The following is a 20,116-nucleotide window of genomic DNA, read 5'->3' on the forward strand; positions in this document are numbered from 1 at the left end:
AAGACTGATATGCCGGGCATCCCAACAATGCTTGCCGGTGCCGCGCCCTGTGTCCGAGCGATCCCTTAAGGCTCCACCCGGAGAATGTTTCCGCTCTGGCCAACCGCTATGATGTTTCCGGAACTGGTGCTGGCCACGCCGCTGTACCACGCAACCGCGATGTCCTCGCCCTTGAGCCTCTCCCACTCGGCGTCGTTGCTGCTGAACAGCATCTCGCGCATGCCCGACACCACGGTCTTGCCGCCGGGCAGGCTCGCGACGCCGAACAGGTTCGCGTCCGTGCCGGAGGGGATCGAGCACCAGGTGAGTCCCTTGTCGGCGCTCTTGTAGATGGTTCCCGACTGCCCCACTGCGAACACCGAGCCGTCTTCGCGCTGCGAGACAGCGAACAGCGTCGGCGGACGCGTCTCGCCGTGCACATTGCCGCCGAGCACCGGGAACCAGGTTCTGCCGGCGTCGGAGGAACGGATCACGGTGCCGAGTTCGCCCACCGCGATGGCCAGGCCCGTGTCATCCACATTCACCGCATAAAGCTGCGGCTGAAAACCGTCACCCAGCAGCTCGGAACTGGCGAACAGCGGATCCCAGTTCAGGTTTGCCGCCTTCCAGGTCTTGCCACCGTCCGTGGAACGTTCCAGCATGCCGAAGGCACCGACCACGATCGCAACGCCGTTGGAATTGATCGCAACGCCCATCGCTCTTTCCTTGAGCTCGTTGTCGGCCTTCTGCCACTTGCCGCTGCCGTCGTCGTAATAGATCTCGCCCACCTGACCGGCCATGACGCGGCGCGAGCCCTTGATCGCCACGGCGGTAATCGCAAGTCCGGTCGGGCCGGCTTCCGCCGCCCAGGTCTTGCCGGCGTCGTTGCTGACCATCAGCTTTCCGCCCGCGCCCACGGCGACACCCTTGCTGCCGTCGAAACTGACCGAGAACAAGGCATCGTGGGGAATCCCGCCGACAATCTTGGCTACCGATGCCGCGTGACTCTGGCCTGCCGCTGCCAGCGTCATCAGCAGCATCGCGGCCTTGATCAGGCGCTTGGACAAACAGGTCTGCCTCATCACATTTCTCCCTCTTGCTGGCTCTCGCATGTACAAAAAAGTCCCCTCCGACGCATTGGATGACGGCGCGTGGGAGGGGAATGGAGGCCTTAGATTTTTCCGAAGCTTGCAACCGCTTTCTGCGTGAAGTACTTGTCGTAGACTTCCTCCGCAGGCACGTTCCAGCGGTTCTTGATGCCGCCTGCCACCTTCTCGGCGTGCTCGATCTGCGTCATACGACCGGTCTGGATATCGGCGCTGAGCACGTAGTTCCAGGACCAGATCGGATCCTTGGTGCCTTCGTAGTACAGCGTCAGATCACCGTCTGTGAGCTGGCCGGAACCGGTTTCGAAGTTCACCCACTCCTTGCCGTTGCGGTCGTAGCGGATGTCGGCGCAGTACATGCTGTTGCGCAGATCGATCCACATACGCTTGAAGCCGGCCGGAGCACGGGGGAAGCCGGTCGGCTTGGCCTCAACGACCATCACCTCAGGCGCAAGCTCGAATTCGGTGTCGAAGAAGGTGTTGCCCTTGGGTCCGCCGTGGCGACCCTTTTCCCAGTTCGGACGCTTGCCCTTCCAGTTGCCGCCGGCCGCCATCAGCGCCGGGCGGATTTCCACCACCTTGTAATCACCCCAGGTCAGCATCGGATCGCCGGCTGCCCAGGCATCGGTGAGGAACCAGGTCGCACCGGGAACCAGCGGCTCGAAACGCTGGTTGGCCGGGAACTGTCTGACGCGGCGGAACTGCGGCAGGTAGCCGTACAGATCCGGCATCTTGCGCTGGTCGTAGTACCAGGTGCTGAGGAACGAGGTGCCCGCCACGTCTTCCGTCGAGGTGAACCAGACCACCTGCTGACGCAGCAGATCGTTCTGATTGCGCAGCACCTGGCCGTCGGTACGCGACTGCACCATCAACTCCATCCAGCTGAAGTCGTAGCGATAGTCGATATCACCGGCCGCGTTGATTTCGGTCTCGCGCACGGCGTACTGGGTCATGTCGGCGCGACCCCAGGCGAGCGTCAGATTGATCGTCGCTTCCAGCGCGGTCTTCGGGTCCGGGAACGGCGAACCACCCGTCCACTTCTTGCCGCCGACCGTGATCAGGTTGCCGTCGGCATCGAACTTGGCGCCGCCGGCGGCCTGGCCGCGCATTGTGGCTTCCCAGAACGGACGCGAGTACATCTTTTCCGTGACGTCCAGCGTCGTGGCGCGGATCTTGATCTTGCGCCCCTGCTCGGTGATCTGCCGATACAGGAAAGGATCGCAAAGATGCTTGACGTACTGGACATTGTCCTTGCTGATGATATCGCCGACCTTGACCTTGCCCTTGGTCTGCATCTCGATCGAGATCAGCTCGTCGGGATACGCCTTCTTGATGCTGGCGCCTTGAGCAATCAGAGGCCATGAAGAGCAAAGCACCCCGGCTCCCGCGGTACCTTTTGCCGCCTTCTCCATGAACACGCGCCGACTGTAGTTAAAGTCGTACTTTCCAATCCTAAACATTTCTGCCCCTCCTACGTGGATAAACGCAACATCGCCTCTTACTTATTGCAGGCGCCTCAGCACATCGCCTGTGTCGGACGCAGCACCTTCAGCAACGTTCAAGCACAACACCACAAGACATCCACAGCCTGGTCTTCCTTGCGTCTATCAGACCTTGGCCATCATCGAATCGATCTCGCTGCCCTTGGCCGTGAAGTCGGACAGGTCATAGCTCTCGCCGACGATCAGGTCGGTGCGCGTCGCGAACTTCGGCTTGATGAACCACACCAGAAGCGGCAGCACCACCAGTGCCATGATCATGTTGATGGTCACCAGGATCAGCAGCAGGATGCTCATGTCCGACATGAACTTCAGATCCGACATGAAGTACCAGGGCGTCAGACCGACCAGCACCACTGTGGCGGTGAACAGAATCGCCTTTCCGGTCGTCGACAGGCTCGCGGCAATGGTCCGCTTCCAGTCGCCGTCATGCGCGTGATATTCCTCGCAGATTCGCGACAGCAGATAGATGTCGTAGTCGATGCCGACGCCGACTGCCACCGCGGCCACCATCAGCGAATTGATGTCCAGCCCGACACCCACGATGTTCATCGCCGCGAACAGCAGGAAGTTCGACAGCAGCACCGGAATGATCAGCAGCAGTCCGCCGATGACCGAGCGGTACACCAGCGAAGCCAGGATCACGATCACCAGACTCAGCGCGCCCAGGATCCGGTAGTGGAAACGCTCGGTGACGTTGTTCATCGACTGCTGCAGCGCAATCAGTCCCGTGCCCAGGCGCACCGTGAAGTCCTTGTGATCGACGCCAACTGCGTCAACCGCCTTCTTCGCCGTCGCCAGTGCGTTATCCACGGTTTCCTGCTTGTTGTCGGCATACCACAGCGACACCGTGGAGTTCTGGAAGGCGTAATCCGAGACGTTCGCGAAGTTCTTCGGGTTGCTGCCCATGGTCACCGAGGTGCCCGCCGCGTTGACCGCCTGCGGATCGGGGTCCAGAGGCAGCCACTTCGGGCTGCCGCCCGAGAACAGGCGGTTGCCTTCCATCATGTAGTCGGTGAAGGACAGCGTCGCGCGCGGCGGATGCTCGGAACTCTCGATCAGCGCCTGCAGCTTGGTGCGAACGAACGAGGCTTCCTCGGACCTGGCGACGCGCCACTTCTGGCCGGCACCGGGCTTGGCTTCGATCACGATCTCCAGGGTGTTGACGCCCGGGAAGTTGCGGTTGATCGCCTTGACCGCCATGTTGTACTCGGAGTCGGGGAACAGCACGTTGCTGCCCTCGACCGGGTTGCCGATCTTGATCTGGATCGCCAGATAAGTGGCGGCGACGGCCAGCACAGCGAAGAAGCCCGCGGTGAGAAAGGCCGGCTTGCCGTAGGTGATCTTGGCCAGCGCCAGCAGCCAGTTGCGGATCGCGCCGTGCAGACCCGTGTCCTGGCCGACCAGCTTGTCGATGTTCTTCGGCGTCGGCAGTGCCAGCAGCAGCAGCGAGATCAGGATCACACCGTTGGGAATGATCGCAATCGCCCACCAGCCTGCAAACAGCGCGAAGCGTTCCATCGCCGGAATCGGCGCCATGGCGATCAGCGTGATGCCGAGAAAGTCGGTGATGATTCCGAACACGCTCGGCACCATCATCACGCTCATGCAGATTTCAACGGCCTTCTTCTTGTTTCGGACGTGGGCAAGAATTTCGTAATAGCGTTCTGAATACTGAACGCAGTGTGAGAAGGTTCTTGCGACCAGCAGCACCGGCACCACGAGCAGCAGAGGTTCGATCGGCGAGCGGATCCAGCCGGCCAGACCAAAGCCCCAGATACCCGCGACCACGCTGCAGATCACCGGCGTGACCGTGCCGCCGAAGTTCCTCATGTAGAGCGCCAGCACCACCGTCAGCGCGCAGAACGTGGCGATGAAGATCCAGCCGATCTGGGCGCGCAGCTTGTACACCCAGCCGATCAGCGCCGGCTGGCCTGCGAGATAGACCTCGTGATCCTTGTCACGCGCCTTTTCGACGAGGTTCTGCACGAAGGCAAAAGCCTTGCCCCAGTCCACCTTGGATTCGAGGAAGGTGGCCTGGATGACGGCCGCGCTTTCGTCGCGGGAGACCAGGAAGGTCTTTGCGTTCGGCGACTGTTCGATGCGACGACGCAGGTCTTCCAGTTCCTCAGGCGTGGTGGGAACCCGATCGCCCATCACCGGCTGCATGTTCACACCCAGCGGCGTTGCTTCCGCGTAGCGGGCTTTTTCCGTGGTGATGGAAATGATGGTGTCGTGATCGACGCCCGGCGCGAGGTCGATGTCACGAGTCAGGTTCCAGATCTTCTTGAGGGTTTCGGAGTTATAGATCTTGCCGTCCTTTCGCTTGACCATCACCGTCATGGTCAGCGGATTGCCGAAGTTGGGATGATCCGAAAACACCTTCACATACGGATCGTCCTTGGGCAGCAGATCAGAAAAGACGGTTCTGATATCGACAGTGCGCAGTCCTATCGCGAAGAACAGGGTAAACGCAGCCATGATGACCCACATGATCATGGCGTGATTGACGACCCAGGCGGAAAAACGATTAATCGCAGCTTTCATATCAACAAGCTCCCCTCGTCTGACAGCGTCTGTCGGACATGTTTTGTGCGCTCTCTACGATGCGGCTCTTTTATTCCTGTACTGGCTCGCCGGCGTGGAGTTGCTCTCCATTCACCTGGCGGCCTTCTAGCCGCGATCTGAATCCGACATTACCAAACAAACGTTAGGCCTGCAAGCAATGCGGGGTCCGAATGTCGAAAACAAACCCCGCTTGTGAATCAGGCCTGCCCGCTTGTTCGAAACGGTGGATCGGCCCTGGCAGGCAGCGCTGCATCAGCGCCACAAGGCAGGGCTATGGCGGGCCTGCACTCAGGCCAGAAGGCCGGCACTTTTTGCCGCATGCAACGCCGAGGTACGGCTCTTCACATGCAGCTTCGAATACAGATTGTGCAGATGCCATTTGACCGTGCCTTCGGTCAGGAACAGCTTCCTGGAAATATCCTTGTTGGAAAGACCTTCATCGACCAGCACCAGGATTTCCATTTCACGATCCGAAAGCACGTCCACTGCCGGATTGCCGGATGAGTTGTCTTCCGTTGCCTTGGCCTGAAGAATTCCGGCGACCAGCGCCGCGACGGGTTCGGCCAGAGCATTGCCTTTGCCCAGAAGCCGCAGCAGCCCGAGTATGGATTCCCCTTCATCCACGTAGAGCCGGAAGTAGCCTTCGGACACGGCAATCTCCAGGCTTTCCGTCAAAGCGCCCAGGGCTTGCGTGGTGCGCCCCATCGCGTGCAGGCGCAGGGCGTCGAAGACCAGCAACTCTGCCAGCTTGTAACGCTGGCCGGTCTGTCTGGCCCGCACCACGGCGGCCTTCAATGCCTCGCCTTCGGCTCCGGCGCAGCCATTGGCAATCGCGAGGCGTATCGACAGGCGGGTGTTCTTGTCGCGCAGCAGTCCCGGCATGGGACGGCCGCCGCTGTTGACCGAGGCGAGCGCTTCGAGACTGTGGGTCTGTGAAGCGCCATGCTTGAGCAGCAGCATCTCCCGTTCGAAGTCCAGGGTGATGCAGAGCCGCGCCAGACCCCGGTCCCTGCCGACACGCTGCCCTTCCGCCAGCACGTCCAGGGCCGCCGACATCTGGCCTCTGGCGGCCTGCAGACGGGCGGCCGCCACGTAGCCGGCAATCATGGCGTCGACGATGCCTTGCCTGTGCAGACAGGGCATGGCCACTTCCAGTGCCGCCAGGCAGTTTTCAAAGTCACCGCGTTCATAGCTGGCCAGAGCGCTGGTCGCCTTCATCAGGGCCAGCAGATCCGCGACGCCGGCGCGGGCGTCGCCGAACTCGGCCTCGGCCGCTGCGGTTTCCGCCAGCACCTCCCGGAAACGGCCTTCCTTGAGCAGCGCGGCAACGCCGACGACCCGCGCCCAGGCGATGGCATATGCGGAGCCTGCCGTTCTCGCCAGCAGCCTGGCATTGTTGAGCGAGGCCCTGACCGCCGAGAACTCGCACTGGCACTTCTGCGAAAAGGCAACGGCGATCCAGGCCATTCCCTGATAGAACAGTTCACCGCCGCCGAGATCTATCCAGTTCTTCGCAAACTTTCCGGCGGCGATGTAGTCATCGCATAGTCCGGCGATGACCGCTCTCTGCAGATCGGCGGGATCGTACTGTTGCGCGCCGCCGGTTTCGCCGTCCTCGTCCTGGCTGCCCCCGGCTTCGGACAGCTCGACCAGCAGCCGCTCCGCCTCCGGGTAGCGGCGCAGGAACATCAGCGCCGAGACCGACCACGAACTCAGCCTGCGCTCGCGTCTGCCCCACAAGGCCTCGGCCGCGCCGAGCAATTCCAGAAACGTTTCATGCCGGCCTTCCCGGTGGATGAGGATGGGCGCGTAATGCAGCAGCCAGTCCCGCGAGTTCTTTTCCAGGCCGGCGGAAATGGCGAGCCGGATGGCGCGCTCCTGCTCACCGTGCGACCACCACCAGACGGCGGCGTGTTCCTGGACACTCTTGCGATACGCCATATCGCAGGGATCGCGGCTGATCACTTCCTCGCGGATCATGGGATGCATCACGAACAGCGCGCTGCGTTCGCGCCGGAAATGGCGACGGATGGTGCCGATCCTTTCGAATCTCGCCAGCGCCTCCTTGGCGGACGCCTGGGTGAGGCTCTCGACCAGATCGAGCGTGGCCTCCGCCAGTATGGCCATGACCGTGGCGACCTTGCGCTCCGTGTCGGTCAGCGCCGCCAGGAACTGATCGTGGATATACGCCGAGACCGGAATCCCCATCTGGTTGTTGCTGGCGATTTCCTTGCGGCTTCTGGCGGTCATCCCGCACAGCGCCAGCTGGGTCAGTACCGGCCAGCCCTCGGTGAGATCGGAGATGGTGTCGATTTCGTCCGGGTCCAGATCCTGGCCGTTTCTCAAGGCCAGCGCGGCGATCTCGGCCTGACTCAAGGCCAGTTGTGAAGCGGTGATCCAGCGGATCTCCCCGCGCAGCGTGCCGGCGGCCAGGCCGAGCCCTTCGGCGTTGCGGCTGGTGATCACCAGGCCCAGATTCCGGGGCGAGCCCTGAATCAGGAGGTGCAGACAGCGCATTGCACTGGAGCCTTCCAGCAGATGCGCATCATCGACGAACAGCAGTTGCGGGCTGCGCCGCGCGCGCAGCTCCGCGCCCCAGGTGTCGATGGCGGCTTCCATGTCATCGACCCCACAGAATGCATTGCCGTCGCGTCGGCGGCAGATGTTCATCGCCTCTTCGAGCTTGGCGATGAAAACCGCCGAGTCGCGGCAGTCGGCATCGATCTGCAGCCAGCCGGCGGTGGTATCGCGCTCCACTTGCTGGAACCACTGCAAGGCCAGCGTGGTCTTGCCGTAGCCGGAAGGGGCTATGATGGCGACGATCCTGTCGCTGGCCGACGGCGGCGGCAGCTTGTCGCGGGGCAAGGTGTTCGCCGTGACTCTGCCCAGTCTTCTTTCTTCGGCCGTCGCGCTGTCCGGCCTGCTTTTGCCGCCGGCGCCGGTCGGCGGCCTCTTGAGCTGTGCGTTCATGTCAGGCTTCGGGTGGATTGTTCGCATCGCGAGGGCGGCACGCGCCATGCCTTGCTGTTTTTTTCGAACACTCAGATCTTGCCCAGCCGCATCAGGGCGGTCTGGGTGAGATAGCGTTCAAAAATGGCGGGATTGTTGACGCTGGTCTCGTGCCCGCCTTCAACGGCGCGGACCTGTTCGAGACGCGTCAGCCGGCCGGTTTGCACATCCGCCGCCGTGACATGCGACCAGCTCCAGTAGGGATGCTGGCCATCCATGAATTTCTTGCCGCCGGATTCGTAGAGGCTGTAGCAGCCGTCGAAGGAGCGGTAAGGCTGGCCGCGCCGGTCGTAGGTCACCATGCCGACCGGCACCTGGTTTCTGGCGTCGAACCACACCCGCTTTTTTGAAATCGGCGCCCTGGGAAAACCGGTGGGCTCGGCCTCCACGATGATGACCTCGGGAACCATTTCCACCGTGGTATCCCAGAACGTGGTGCCGTAGCGGCCGCCGTGGGTCTTGTGTTCCCAGTTGGGATGCTCGGCGTTCCAGCCGCCGGAATACGAGGCCAGAAAGGGGCCGCGACCCACGATCCTGAAATTTCCCCAGGTGTGCAGCGGATCGCCGGCCGCCCAGGCATCCGAGAGATAGAGCGAGGTGCCGGGCAGCATCGGCTCGAAACGCTGATCGGTCGGAAACTGGCGGATGCGCCGGAACTCCGGAACGTAACCGTAGAGCTGCGGAAAGGTTTTCTGGTCGTAGCTCCAGACATTCAGAAACGAGGTGCCGCGACCGACAGCGGCGAGACAAAGAACACCGACTGGAAGCGCAGCTTGTCCTTGTGCTCCGGCCAATAAGGCTTGGGATCCATGGTCAGCCTGGCGACCGTCATCAGCTCCGCCCAGCCGCCGGTATATTGGTACTGGACCTTGCCGGCGGGATCCACCTCGTACGTCTTGATCGCGTAGAACGAAGCGTCGTGGCGACCCCAGCTGAGCGTCTGCGTCGCCATCAGCTCCAGTCCGGATTTGGCATCGGGGAACGGATTGCCGCCGAGCCAGGGCTGGCCATCGGCGGTCACCACATTGCCGCGCGGGTCGAAGCGGGCCTTGCCCTGATTGGCCAGTGTCGCCTCCACGTACTGCCATGGCGACAGGCGCATGATGTCGGTCGTGGTCGGCGCAACACTCAGCACCCGCCCCTGCTTGCTGACCTGCTCGTAGCGGATGGGATCGAGCAGATCCTTGACGTGCTCGACGTTCGAAGCGTCGATCCTGTCACCGGGCTTGATCCGGCCCTTGCTGTACATCTCGATCGACAGCAGCTCATCCGGATAGGCCTTGGACACATCGCCAGTGGCGGCGATGGCATCCCACATCGGCATCAGCACGCCGGCGGACAGGGTTCCAAGCGCCGCCTCGCTCAGAAACTTGCGACGCGAATAGAATTTGTCGTACCGCTTCAAATGCATGATGGCTTCCTGTGGGCGACCTCTTCTCCGGCGTGGAACATCCGGATGCGCGCGTGCTGCGGTCCGCTGCCGATGCGCCGGCAGGGACCGTCGCAAGCGCGTTCAGGCGTCGGCACGAACCACGACATGCCCGTAGGCATTGCTCTCGAACATGGTCTGCAACGCACGCGGCGCGTTCTCCAGACCGTCCACCACGTTCTCGACGACCTGGATCTCGCCGGCGTTGATCCAGGCGACCATCGCCTTCTTGAACTCCGAGTAGTGCTCTTTGACATGGTCGAAGTTGACCAGGCCCAGCACCTGCAGTCGCTTGACCATCACCTCGTTCAAAAACAGCATGGTCCGGTCCGGACCTTCCGGCAGACCCGGCGCGGTATAAAGCGCCTTGAGTCCGGCCACCACCACGCGCGCGCGCAGATTCAGCAGCGGCAGCACCTTGTCCAGCACATCGCCGCCCACCAGCTCGATGTACAGATCCACGCCCCTGGGGCAGCTTGCCCGCAGCTGCTCGGCGAAGGTTTCGGAGCGCGAGTCGATGTAGGCGTCGAAGCCGAGCTGTGCCGGCGGCACCGAGCACTGATGCTCACCCAGGGAAATGCCGACCACGCGGGCGCCCTGCCGTTTTGCCAGCTGCGCGGCGATCTGGGCCAGGCCGCTGTTCGCCGAACCGATCACCACCGTCTCGCCCTGCTGGGCCTTTCCGGTGACCATCACCGCAAGATAGGCGGTGAATCCGGCGTAACCGAGCGCGCCGGGCACCGAGGCCAGGCGAGGCAGCTGCACCTTCAGCTTGACGGCGCGGCGACCGTCCGTGGCCACATAGTCCGCCCAGGGAAGCAGCCCCATCACCATGTCTCCGGCAGCAAAATCGGGATTGTCAGAGCTGAGCACCTGCGCCACCGCCAGGCCGTTCATGGTTTCGCCCAGCGCCAGCGGCTCGCCCTGCTGCGAGAAGCGCTTCACCTTGCTCAGCAGATAGGGATCCATCGACAGCCACAGGTTGCGCAGCAACATCTCACCCTTGCCGGCCCTGGGCTTGGGCTCTGTGACCACGCGAAAGCAGTTTGCAGTAGGGATGATGTATCGGGGACGCTCGTCAAGAACAATCCGCCGGTTTACGTCGTTCATGTTTTTCATCCACGTGAAATTGATGTTCACCTCTTGGCAAACGCCCATTTTTGGGTCGTCTCCCCCCTGGCTCATGTGGTGCGCGACTGTGTCAAGCCAAGCCCACTGTTTGTAATCTAACAAACAAATGTTAGAATTGGCTACACCTCGGAAACGAGAGAGCCGGTATTACCAGTTGAAGAGCCTGCGGACCTCGCAATCTCTTCAAATCTCGCGCTGCATCCAGCCTCTGTTTCGCGACCCGCACCGGGTTCGGCAAGTGCCGCGCGCGATGGCCTGGCTTGCCGCGCCCGGTTCGGATTCACCGGTAGCGTCCGAACGGCACAACAACAACAGCAGCACCGGCGCAAACAACCAGAAACGTATCCCCGCCCCGCTGCGCAGAACCGGGAAAGGCGCGACGCGAAACTGTCGACGAGCGTCAAAATCGTGGAAGTGGGTTCATGCGATGGTCTGCAGAATGAGCCGGGCCAGATTGATTGCGAGCCGAAACTCGAACTTATTAAACGAATGGCTGATTCCGGCTTGCGGCATATCGAGGCAACCGCCTCCGTATCGCCCAAGTGGGTTCCGCAAATGGCGGATCACAGCGCCGTCATGTGCGGCGTGCACCGGGATGCTGGCGTGCGCTACTCGGTATTGACGCCCCATCTCCAGGGATTCGAGGCGGCGGTGGCCGCGCAGGCACCGGCGATTTCATTTGCGGTGTATTGCAACGCACTACGCGTTTTCGCGTGGCACCGGCACGCGGAGCAAAATGCATGGTGGCAACGAGTTCTGCCTGGCTTCGTCGCTCGCTGCACGCCTCACTGTAACCTTGCAAGTGATTATTTTTTGGTACACATTGCGAGCAGAGTCACAAACCAGATATAAAAGAAATCGATATCCGGAACGCCAGCGCTGTCTTAACCTACAACGTCATTTGGGATTCTGCCGGAACCACAGATCAAGACATCATGAATTGACCAAAGGAAAAATGTGCCATGCGTACCTGGACCACTTTAAATTTGGCAGCTCACGAGCAATACAGCTACTGGCGGGAAGTCATCTGCCTGGCATACACGGTTCTTGATCCGGTCTGCCGCGAACGCGATTCCTTCGAAAGCACGGTCAGGGCCACCGAAATCGGCGGCCTGACGATTTCCGACACGGTCTCGAAAGCACAGACCGTCATCCGCGGCAAGCACGAAATCCGCAGGCTGATGACAGAGGACTTCTACGTCATCCTGCAGCTCGACGGCCGTTGCAAGGTCTCCCAGCACAATCGCGAGAGCGTGATCTCGGCGGGCGACTTCGTGATGGTCGACGCCTCGGAGCCTTTCGACATCGCGTTCGAGGATTTCAACATCCTCACCTTCAGCATTCCCCATCAGCGTCTGCTGCCCCTGCTGCGGTCGGCGCAGGATGCGGTGGCCGTGCGTGGCTCCGCCGCGTCCAGCATCAGCCCGCTGACGCGCTCTTACCTGCAGTCGCTCAAGGACGCCTCGGAGGACTGGCCCGAGCAGGTGAAGGACGTCACCACCTCCCATCTGCTCAATCTTCTGGCCTTGACTTTCGGGCCTGCGGCCAATACCGAGAGCCGAAGCTCGGAGCGGCATGCGTTGAAGGTGGCCATCGATCGTTACATCGATGCCAATCTCGCCAACCCGCAGCTGTCGGTCGCCATGGTCGCCGGTCACTTCCATCTGTCGCCGCGCAGCCTGCACCGGCTGTTCGAGCTGAGCGGCCAGTCATTCACGCAGATGATTCTGGACAAGCGACTCGGGCGCGCGGCGGCGATGCTCAAGGACACCGCCCGCGAACTCTCGGTCTCGGAGGTCGCCTACCGCGCCGGCTTCAGCGACCTCTCGCATTTCTGCAAGACCTTCAGCCGGCGCTACGGCATTTCGGCCAGCCAGTTCCGCCGCGCCCCGTATGAACCGCTCAATCTTCCCGCAGAGCCGGGCTATACCCCGGGGATCATCCTGCCGCCGTCTTCCTGAGCGGGTGCAGTCATCCGTTTGCCTGGGCAGCCGAGCTTCCGCCCGACGCCGGTACGCCGCCCAGACTTCAGCCAAGTGCCGTGAAGCGCGGGAACAGCAGATTGTTCTCCAGGTGGATGTGTTCCATCAGATCGTCGATCAGCTTGCGCACCCCGGTGTAGAGCGCGCGCCAGGTGGCGCAGGCCTCGGCGGGTGCCTGGGTCTGGTGCGCCAGATGCTCCAGGCGGCGCAGGCGCTCGCCATGCTCGTCGTGCTCGTGGCGCATCATCTGGATCGGCTGCGCCAGCGCCACAAAGCCGGTGCTCATCATCGGGAACAGTACTTTCTCTTCCTTCTGCATATGCGCGTCCAGTTCCTGCGCCAGCTCGCGCAGGGCCTCGGCCAGGCCGGCGGGAACCTCCGGATGCTGGCGATGCACTGCCTCCACGCGCGCGGCCAGCCGGATCAGCTCCGGCAGCTCGCGGCGATGCACTTCGTGATAGCGGCGCAGGATGTGATCGATCAGCGCCGGGGTCTCGCCGGGGGCGCTGGCCGCGGCGCCCGGATCCAGCCCCTGCAATGCCCCCAGCAGCTCGTTCAAGGGCAGATTGCGGCGCGCGGCCGCCTCCTGCAGGGAGGCATTGCCGCCGCAGCAGAAGTCGAGCTTGTAGCGGCGAAACACGGCGGTGGCGCCGGGCAGCTGCGCCGCGATCTCACCGAGGCGGCGCTGGCTCAAAGAGTCGGCCGCTTCCGCAGCCGCAAGATCGATGCTCATGGGTCCTGAATCCTCGCAATGCCGGCAGGCCTCGCCCGCCCTGGCAAGCCACTATCAGGTATTTCTTATACTTCTTTATTGACGCCGATCAAGCCGCGTGCTCAGGCCGGTGGCGCGGCGCTGCGGCGCCGGCCGCGGGCCGGCTTCACCGGCTCGACGACGACGGGAATCTCGGCCAGCAGATCGCGGAAGCGCTTGTTGCGCGCGGGTGATTCGCAGAGCTGCGCCAGACTGCGCTGGTCCAGCACGCGCAGGAAAGCCGCCATCGCCTCGTGCAGCGCCCCCTTGAGCGTGCAGCAGGGACTCACCATGCAGGTGTTGCTTTCGCGTTCGAAGCATTCCACCAGGGCAAAGCTGTCTTCGGTGGCACGCACCACCTCGCCTACGCTGATGGCCGCCGCCGGCTTGGCCAGCTGCAGGCCGCCGCCACGCCCGCGCAGGCTCTCCACCAGACCGGCGCCCACCAGGGTCAGCACCACTTTCATCAGGTGATTGCGCGACACCCGATACCGCGTGGCCACCTCTTCGATGGTGTGCAGACGGTCCGGCTCCAGCGCCAGCAGCATCAGCAGGCGCAAGGCATAGTCGGTGTGGGTGGTCAGACGCACGGCGGTCTCCCGGCAAATGGACGGCGCCTTATAGCACGGACCGGGCAGCGCCCGGTGCGCCCCGGGCCCCGCGGATTGACCCCGATAAAAGATGCACTATAAATACTACTTTAATGTGACTCCGGCATCGTGCACCAGGAGCTCATCATGAAGGTTCAGAGTTCCCGCCGGTTGTGGTACTGGCTGGCCATCGTATTCGTGGCTTCGTTCGCCACCCTGTTGTGGGTGGGATGCGAGATCTATCTGCAGAAGCCGCCGATTCCGGCGCGGGTGCTGGCCGGCGACGGCAGCACGCTCTACACCGGCGCACAGATCCGTCGCGGTCAGGCGGTGTGGATGGCCGCCGGCGGCCAGGAGCTGGGCTCGCTCTGGGGTCATGGCAGCTATGTCGCCTCCGACGGGTCGGCGGACTGGCTGCATCGCGAAGCCGTGACGCTGCGGGCATCGCTGCGATGATCGGCTATCACGCCCGACAAGGGGCGCATGAACCGCAGCCGGTGCCAGCCAGCGATCCCCTGCTGGGCACGAGCGCCACGCCTTCGATGAAGGCCACCGGCAAGTATTTCCTCACCGTGATCGGCCTGTTTCTGGCGCAGATCGGACTGGGCGCGATCACCGCGCACTACGCGGTGGAAGGCCGCGCCTTCTTCGGCATTCCGCTCGCCGATGTGCTGCCCTACACCGTCACCCGCACCTGGCACACGCAGCTGGGCGTGTACTGGATCGCCACCGCCTGGCTGGGCACCGGTCTGTACATTGCGCCGCTGCTGTCCGGCCACGAGCCGAAGCTCCAGCGCCTGGGCGTGAATCTGTTGTGGCTGGCGCTGCTGGTCGTCGTGGTCGGTTCCAGCTTCAGCGGCTGGCTCACCGCCATGCACAAGATCGGCGTGGATCGCTCGTTCTGGTTCGGCAGCCAGAATCTGGAGTTCACTGCGCCGGGCCGCTTCTGGCAGATCCTGCTGTTCGCGGGCCTGCTGTTCTGGCTGCTGCTGATGGGCCGCGCCCTGTGGCCGGCGCTGACCCGCCCGTCCGAAAGCCGCGGCCTGATTGCGATGGTCTTCGTCTCCGCCATCTGCATCGGGCTGTTCTACGCCAGCTCGCTGAGCTGGAGCGCGCACACCCACTACTCCATCATCGAATACTGGCGCTGGTGGCTGGTGCACCTGTGGGTGGAAGGCTTTTTCGAAGTGTTCGCCACTGCGGTGATCGCCCTGATCTTCACCAGGCTCGGCCTGGTGCCGGCGGCCAGCGCCAATCGCGCCGTGGTGTTTTCCACCATCGTGTTCCTGTTCGGCACCATCTCTACTTCACCGGCACCCCCACCGCCGTGATTGCGCTGGGCTCGGTGTTTTCGGCGCTGGAAGTGGTGCCGCTGTCGCTGGTGGGCTTCGAGGCCTGCGAGAACTACCGCCTGAGCCAGGCGCAGCCCTGGGTGGCCCGCTATCGCTGGACCATTCTCTGCTTCGTGGCGGTGGCGTTCTGGAATCTGCTGGGTGCGGGCCTGCTGGGCTTCACCATCAATCCGCCGATCTCGCTGTACTACGTGCAGGGCCTGAACCTCACGCCCACGCACGGTCACGCCGCGCTGTTCGGTGTCTACGGCATGCTCGGCATTGGCCTGATGCTGTTCTGCCTGCGCGGCCTCACGGCCCGCGCCGCCTGGTCCGAGCCCCTGCTCAAGACCATGTTCTGGTCGCTCAATATCGGTCTGGCGATGATGGTGTTCCTGTCGCTGCTGCCGATGGGGCTTTATCAGGCCTATGAGGCCATCGCGCACGGCTACTGGTTCGCCCGTTCGCCGGCGGTGGTGCATTCGCCCTTGATCGAACACCTGGCCTGGCTGCGCGTGCCGGGCGACATCGTGTTCGCGGTGGGCGGCATCGCCCTGGGTCTGTTCGCCTTGCGGCTTCATACGGCGGGCCGGCGGGCCTTGCCGATCGGCAAGGCGGCGAACCAGCAGGCCTGAACCTCGTGTGCGGCGCGGCGGGCTTATTGACCGATGTCAAAACCCCACCGCGCCGGCCATGCGATGGTGACCCGCGTCGTCACGCTTGGCACATCGTCAGGGACCCTGTACGTTCCCTGGCGTGCGGCGTTTTTGCCCGCACCGCAGGAGGGTCCGCATGAGCACACCGCTTTCCGATGATCCCCAGCCCAGCACGGTCCTCGCCAATCTCGCGGCCGCGCACAAGGCCTGGAGCCGCCCCGATGCGCAGCACAAACGGATGATGATCGAACAGATCGCCTACGCCATGGCCATGCGCCGCGGCTTTGCCCCGGGCAAGGAGTTGCAGGACTGGCTCGCGGCCGAAGCGGAGGTGGAGGACATCCTCAAGGGCGAAGGCTTCTGCGGCGACTGAGCCTCTTCACGCCCCGGGGCGCGGCGCATAGTGCGCACGCGACCAGCGCAGTTGCCGCGCTCTCGCCCGGCGCAGGAACGGCGCGAAGCGTCCCAGGCCGATCAGCAGTGCATTGAGCGCGTGCCAGGGCTGACGCAGCGGGCGCAGAAAGTCCACGAACAGCACCGCCCGCAGGCCCTCGGTCTCGTTCCACACCTCATGCTGGAAGCTGTCGTCGAAAATCAGCAGCTCGCCCTCGCGCCAATGGTGAATCTGATTGCCGATGCGGATGCGGCAGCGCGACTGCGGCTCGGGCACGCGCAAGGCCAGATGCAGGCGCAGCACGCCGTTGTAGGCGCCGCGATGTGCCGGGATGTGCTTGCCCGGCGCCAGGATGCTGAAGAAGGCGGTGCGCAGGCCTGGAACGCCGGCGAGCAGCTGCATGGTACGGGGACAGCGGCGCTGATTGTCGCGACAGTCCATGCCGACACCGCAGAGCCAGAAAGTCTTCCACCGGTCGTCGGCCTGGATGACGCGCACCTCTTCGAGAATGTCCTGAAAGCTGGGCAATGCCGCGAGCCGCCGCATCACCTCGTCCAGCTCCGCGCGGACGGCGCGCCAGTCCTGCTGCAAGCCCGCAGTCCAGGTGAAACAGGCCGGATCGTAGACCGGTGGATCGCCGTGCAGCGAGGCTGCGGCGACACGCGCCTCCAGCCAGTTCTGCAACACGAGGCCCAGGCGCGCCAGCAGCCCGGGCGGTGGCGGAAACGTGTTCCGGCGATGCGGCGCGAAGCAGTCGGTGGAATCGGGCATGACGGATCAGGCTGATGGCAGTCTCCCGCATTGGCGCACGGCGACGATGAACCGATCCGGAATCTCGGCGCCGGCGCGAAGCCGGCGATACCGCCAGAGCGGCCCGTCTCAATCGGCTTCGGCGAGCGTGGGCACGCCCAGCACATTGAGCAGCCCGCGGACAAAATCGGGGATGTCCTCGGGCATGCGGCTGGTGACCAGATACCCGTCCATCACCACCGGCAGATCCACCCATTCGGCGCCGGCATTGCGCAGGTCCATCTGCAGCGAAGGTCCGCTGGTCAGACGCATGCCACCCACCAGGCCCGCGTCGATCAGCATCGCGGGCCCGTGGCAGATCGCGGCGACGGCCTTGCGCGCCTCGCCGAAGGCATGGATGAAGGCGATGGCCTGCGGTTCCTGGCGCAGCCGGTCAGCATTCTTCTGTCCGCCCGGCAGCAGCAGGGCATCGAAGTCTTCGGCGCGCGCCTGGGCCAGCGGCAAATCCACGTCCACGCTTTCGCCCCAGTCCTGCTGGTGCCAGCCACGGATTCTGCCGGGCGCCTGCGTGTGATCGGGGGCAATCACCGTGGTGCGCAAGCCTGCCTGCTCCAGCAGACGTCGCGGCTCGCTGAGTTCACTGGGTTCGAAACCATCGCTGGCGAGGATGGCGATATGCTTGGTTTTGCTGGCTGAGGACATGATGGTTGACTCCTGAGACCTTGAGCGAAAGCGCTTACCCGCAGTTATCGGGCCCGCAGACGCAGCACAGGTACGAGGCTTGCGGACACGCGGCTTGCAGGTGCCGCACTGCAGCCGCTGCCGGCAAGCAGGTCCACGCTGCACCATTCCCGGATGCAAGCACAGGAGCCAATCGCCATGTCTTCACGCCAGAAACCCGGCGCCGGCGCGCGCAGGATCGAGCAGGAACGCCGCCTCGACGCCAATTCCGAACTCGCACAGGTGCGCCGGCTCGGCCACCCTGACGCCGGCGACGAGCGTCTGGCCCGCAAGACCACGCGGCCGGCCCCGCCGCTGCGGCGTATGCATTAGCCGCCGCCCGGAAATCCTTCTTCAAGGCATCCAGTTCCAGATGTCCGGCTGTGATTGCAGCCAGGCCTGTATGGCACGCTGCTGCGCGCGACTGGCGGCATCGATACGGAAAAACGGCTCCTCGTCATGCTGATCCTGGCGCAGCTCATAGCCGACCTTGGCCGCCTCTTCGCCCAGGAACTTCAGGTACGCCCCGATGCAGCGCTCATAGGCCGCCACGGCTTCCAGCGGGTCGCGGCCCGTCAGGGCCAGACGACGGTGCGCCGGCCGGTGGATGAGGATGCGTCCGCTCATCGCCTCAGTACTTGCTGTCCAGACGCTTGGCGGCAGCCAGGTGTGCGCGCAAGGTGGGCACGGTGTCCTGCGCAAAGGCGCGCAGGTCCGGATCCTTGCCTTTTTTGGCCTGCTTCTCGAACAGCGCCACCGCCTTGTCGTGATCGTCCTTCATGGGCTGATCGATAAGTAGGCGGGATTTGTTGCGCTCTCTCTAGCTACGGACTTTTTTTGCTAGGTCGTCACTCCTTCGGACCCTGAACGGCGCCAACGCTGGATCTGGTTCCCCAAAATGGAACGTCACGAGGTCGTCGTCCCCTGGGCCTCGTTCTACGTCAACCCGTTCGATCAACTGCCCTTGGCGGAGCTTGCGAGAAAACGGATTGGGAAACGGGCGCGGATCATTCGGCAGCTCCCGTCGCCATCGATGAGCCCCCTCAAATCCTTCGACGGTCAGTTCGCCTGCAAGCAGCCTTTGAAGGCTTCGTGCCGAAATCCGGATCGATTTTTCGCTCACTGACGAGTACCCCATGCTGCCCTGGCCAAAGCCATTGCCATTTTGATTTAAAAACGCAGTCGCCGTGTTGAACGCCGGCGTCGGGAGCAGTCCCACCGCACGGCCGACAACCTTCTCAATTTCCTCATAGCGTGCATCGGAACGAACGTACCACCGTGCGTTGATACGGTGGGTCGTTGAACCGCCGAACACATTCGGCGCGGATTCCTCTGCTCCGACGACTGCGACGAAAGCCACCCACTCGGTCCGCCTGAGAAACTCTCGGAAGATATCCGCCTCCGACGGACTTGGCGGCCGGATCTGATTCGCTCGCAGGAAATCGCATCCGCCGTCGCAAACGATGATTCCAGCTGTCGGCGCGCCCGATGCCTTCAGCTTTTTGGCTTTCAACTGCAGCGCATTCCACAGCACGTTGTTTGTGAGGGCATGTATGCCGGTGACCGGCGTGTAGCTCGCACCGAAGAATCGCTTACCACGCTGGAAGGTCACCGTGATATCCGCGCCGTCCGCCGTCAATCGAAGTGAATCCGAATTGGAACTACTTGCCTGAATGCGACGGAAGAACGGCAGGACATGTTGCGCTATGAACTGAAAGTATTGTCCTTTTGGCGGTAGCTTGAGGCGCGTCTTTGGAACGCGACGACCGGTGTCCAGCTCTGCCTCGTATTGGATGTGTACGTCGTTTACGGAAAGCCCCACTTTACGTGCACATTTCTGGATTTCCTGACTGAACTGCGCCATCGGATACTCCCGATGCCGATCAGCGTCGGATACCGCAGTGATATCCGCAACGAACAGGCACTCGTCCGGTGTGCCTGCGTCGAAGTACCAAAGATCTGGCCGCTTCCGATTAGAGAGTGCGTCCTCCTGTTTGATACGGCCCACTTTCGAGAACGCCGCCAACAGGACCACTTCCCAGCACGTTGGGAGCCTGTCTGGTCCTGGGCGATTGAGGCGATCTGCCAGCTTGTCGACGTCACCAACCGGCAGGACACCAGAGAGCTGGTCCAGCCCAGCCTGAAGATCTCGACGGTTGAATAACAGCATCGCAGCCGCCCCCGACGCTTGAATATACCGATCCTAACTAGAGATCCGACG

The 20,116-nt window shown here is 63.1% G+C and carries 16 protein-coding genes and 2 pseudogenes; 5 read left to right on the forward strand and 13 right to left on the reverse strand.

Annotated features, from left to right (window positions below; genetic code table 11):
- Nucleotides 1–65: 65 nt before the first annotated feature.
- The 6 genes and pseudogenes from BMY12_RS01300 to BMY12_RS01325 form a co-directional block, all read right to left on the reverse strand.
- Nucleotides 66–1,046: a WD40/YVTN/BNR-like repeat-containing protein gene (locus BMY12_RS01300; RefSeq protein ID WP_177188786.1), complete on the reverse strand. Its 981-nt coding sequence runs from the start codon at nucleotides 1,044–1,046 to the stop codon at nucleotides 66–68.
- A 104-nt stretch (nucleotides 1,047–1,150) separates the two neighbouring features.
- The gene (locus BMY12_RS01305) at nucleotides 1,151–2,461 is read right to left on the reverse strand and encodes a DUF1329 domain-containing protein (RefSeq protein WP_245732298.1); all 1,311 of its coding nucleotides are present in this window, start codon (nucleotides 2,459–2,461) and stop codon (nucleotides 1,151–1,153) included.
- Nucleotides 2,462–2,692: 231 nt separating this feature from the next.
- The gene (locus BMY12_RS01310) at nucleotides 2,693–5,131 is read right to left on the reverse strand and encodes an efflux RND transporter permease subunit (RefSeq protein ID WP_093280955.1); all 2,439 of its coding nucleotides are present in this window, start codon (nucleotides 5,129–5,131) and stop codon (nucleotides 2,693–2,695) included.
- Nucleotides 5,132–5,440: 309 nt separating this feature from the next.
- Nucleotides 5,441–8,170, reverse strand: coding sequence for a LuxR C-terminal-related transcriptional regulator (locus BMY12_RS01315; protein WP_093280958.1), 2,730 nt, complete (start codon nucleotides 8,168–8,170; stop codon nucleotides 5,441–5,443).
- A 23-nt stretch (nucleotides 8,171–8,193) separates the two neighbouring features.
- Nucleotides 8,194–9,572: pseudogene (locus tag BMY12_RS01320) on the reverse strand (DUF1329 domain-containing protein).
- 102 nt (nucleotides 9,573–9,674) lie between these two features.
- Entirely contained in the window at nucleotides 9,675–10,775 is a 1,101-nt protein-coding gene (locus tag BMY12_RS01325) for a zinc-binding dehydrogenase (RefSeq protein WP_093280961.1), read from the reverse strand.
- 354 nt (nucleotides 10,776–11,129) lie between these two features.
- Between BMY12_RS01325 and BMY12_RS19830 the strand changes: the two genes are divergently transcribed.
- Together BMY12_RS19830 and BMY12_RS01330 are read left to right on the forward strand one after the other, a co-directional pair.
- Entirely contained in the window at nucleotides 11,130–11,573 is a 444-nt protein-coding gene (locus BMY12_RS19830; RefSeq protein WP_143068796.1) for a beta/alpha barrel domain-containing protein, read from the forward strand.
- A 110-nt stretch (nucleotides 11,574–11,683) separates the two neighbouring features.
- Nucleotides 11,684–12,682, forward strand: a complete 999-nt coding sequence (locus BMY12_RS01330) for a helix-turn-helix domain-containing protein (protein WP_093280964.1) — start codon at nucleotides 11,684–11,686, stop codon at nucleotides 12,680–12,682.
- A 67-nt stretch (nucleotides 12,683–12,749) separates the two neighbouring features.
- On the opposite strand, the gene ytfE is transcribed toward BMY12_RS01330, so the two are convergent.
- Together ytfE and BMY12_RS01340 are read right to left on the reverse strand one after the other, a co-directional pair.
- Nucleotides 12,750–13,436, reverse strand: a complete 687-nt coding sequence (ytfE, locus tag BMY12_RS01335) for an iron-sulfur cluster repair protein YtfE (protein ID WP_093280966.1) — start codon at nucleotides 13,434–13,436, stop codon at nucleotides 12,750–12,752.
- A 101-nt stretch (nucleotides 13,437–13,537) separates the two neighbouring features.
- A complete protein-coding gene (locus tag BMY12_RS01340; protein WP_143068797.1) occupies nucleotides 13,538–14,044 on the reverse strand; it encodes an RrF2 family transcriptional regulator in 507 nt (168 codons plus the stop codon).
- A 147-nt stretch (nucleotides 14,045–14,191) separates the two neighbouring features.
- Here BMY12_RS01340 and BMY12_RS20550 point away from each other — a divergent pair.
- Nucleotides 14,192–16,010: pseudogene (locus BMY12_RS20550) on the forward strand (cbb3-type cytochrome c oxidase subunit I).
- A 157-nt stretch (nucleotides 16,011–16,167) separates the two neighbouring features.
- Complete coding sequence (locus BMY12_RS01350; RefSeq protein ID WP_093280968.1) at nucleotides 16,168–16,404, forward strand: DUF2934 domain-containing protein; 237 nt, start codon at nucleotides 16,168–16,170, stop codon at nucleotides 16,402–16,404.
- Nucleotides 16,405–16,410: 6 nt separating this feature from the next.
- Here BMY12_RS01350 and BMY12_RS01355 read toward each other — a convergent pair whose 3' ends face one another.
- Both BMY12_RS01355 and BMY12_RS01360 read right to left on the reverse strand, forming a co-directional pair.
- Nucleotides 16,411–17,196 carry an aspartyl/asparaginyl beta-hydroxylase domain-containing protein gene (locus tag BMY12_RS01355; protein ID WP_093280970.1) on the reverse strand — a complete coding sequence of 262 codons (786 nt, stop codon included), beginning with the start codon at nucleotides 17,194–17,196 and terminating at the stop codon, nucleotides 16,411–16,413.
- 108 nt (nucleotides 17,197–17,304) lie between these two features.
- Nucleotides 17,305–17,877, reverse strand: coding sequence for a type 1 glutamine amidotransferase domain-containing protein (locus BMY12_RS01360; protein WP_093280973.1), 573 nt, complete (start codon nucleotides 17,875–17,877; stop codon nucleotides 17,305–17,307).
- Between the two features lie 177 nt (nucleotides 17,878–18,054).
- Between BMY12_RS01360 and BMY12_RS20140 the strand changes: the two genes are divergently transcribed.
- Nucleotides 18,055–18,228, forward strand: a complete 174-nt coding sequence (locus BMY12_RS20140; protein ID WP_177188788.1) for a hypothetical protein — start codon at nucleotides 18,055–18,057, stop codon at nucleotides 18,226–18,228.
- A 21-nt stretch (nucleotides 18,229–18,249) separates the two neighbouring features.
- On the opposite strand, the gene BMY12_RS01365 is transcribed toward BMY12_RS20140, so the two are convergent.
- Genes BMY12_RS01365 through BMY12_RS19835 form a run of 3 tightly spaced genes read right to left on the reverse strand, consistent with a single transcriptional unit; the run spans nucleotide 18,250 to nucleotide 20,065 of the window.
- On the reverse strand, nucleotides 18,250–18,522 hold the full coding sequence (locus tag BMY12_RS01365; protein WP_093280975.1) for a hypothetical protein: 273 nt from the start codon (nucleotides 18,520–18,522) through the stop codon (nucleotides 18,250–18,252).
- A 4-nt stretch (nucleotides 18,523–18,526) separates the two neighbouring features.
- Nucleotides 18,527–18,676 carry a DUF4142 domain-containing protein gene (locus BMY12_RS01370; protein ID WP_093280978.1) on the reverse strand — a complete coding sequence of 50 codons (150 nt, stop codon included), beginning with the start codon at nucleotides 18,674–18,676 and terminating at the stop codon, nucleotides 18,527–18,529.
- Between the two features lie 39 nt (nucleotides 18,677–18,715).
- Entirely contained in the window at nucleotides 18,716–20,065 is a 1,350-nt protein-coding gene (locus BMY12_RS19835) for a hypothetical protein (protein WP_143068798.1), read from the reverse strand.
- Nucleotides 20,066–20,116 lie beyond the last annotated feature (51 nt).

Source organism: Solimonas aquatica (assembly GCF_900111015.1).
Lineage (GTDB): Bacteria > Pseudomonadota > Gammaproteobacteria > Nevskiales > Nevskiaceae > Solimonas > Solimonas aquatica.

What these genes read in the sequence shown, in the direction of transcription:
- BMY12_RS01310 (WP_093280955.1), bottom strand. Translation starts at nt 5,131, where the DNA reads ATGAAAGCTGCGATTAATCGTTTTTCCGCCTGGGTCGTCAATCACGCC.
- BMY12_RS01315 (WP_093280958.1), bottom strand. Translation starts at nt 8,170, where the DNA reads ATGGCGCGTGCCGCCCTCGCGATGCGAACAATCCACCCGAAGCCTGAC.
- BMY12_RS01325 (WP_093280961.1), bottom strand. Translation starts at nt 10,775, where the DNA reads ATGAGCCAGGGGGGAGACGACCCAAAAATGGGCGTTTGCCAAGAGGTG.
- BMY12_RS01330 (WP_093280964.1), top strand. Translation starts at nt 11,684, where the DNA reads ATGCGTACCTGGACCACTTTAAATTTGGCAGCTCACGAGCAATACAGC.
- ytfE (WP_093280966.1), bottom strand. Translation starts at nt 13,436, where the DNA reads ATGAGCATCGATCTTGCGGCTGCGGAAGCGGCCGACTCTTTGAGCCAG.
- BMY12_RS01350 (WP_093280968.1), top strand. Translation starts at nt 16,168, where the DNA reads ATGAGCACACCGCTTTCCGATGATCCCCAGCCCAGCACGGTCCTCGCC.
- BMY12_RS01355 (WP_093280970.1), bottom strand. Translation starts at nt 17,196, where the DNA reads ATGCCCGATTCCACCGACTGCTTCGCGCCGCATCGCCGGAACACGTTT.
- BMY12_RS01360 (WP_093280973.1), bottom strand. Translation starts at nt 17,877, where the DNA reads ATGTCCTCAGCCAGCAAAACCAAGCATATCGCCATCCTCGCCAGCGAT.
- BMY12_RS20140 (WP_177188788.1), top strand. Translation starts at nt 18,055, where the DNA reads ATGTCTTCACGCCAGAAACCCGGCGCCGGCGCGCGCAGGATCGAGCAG.
- BMY12_RS01365 (WP_093280975.1), bottom strand. Translation starts at nt 18,522, where the DNA reads ATGAGCGGACGCATCCTCATCCACCGGCCGGCGCACCGTCGTCTGGCC.
- BMY12_RS01370 (WP_093280978.1), bottom strand. Translation starts at nt 18,676, where the DNA reads ATGAAGGACGATCACGACAAGGCGGTGGCGCTGTTCGAGAAGCAGGCC.
- BMY12_RS19835 (WP_143068798.1), bottom strand. Translation starts at nt 20,065, where the DNA reads ATGCTGTTATTCAACCGTCGAGATCTTCAGGCTGGGCTGGACCAGCTC.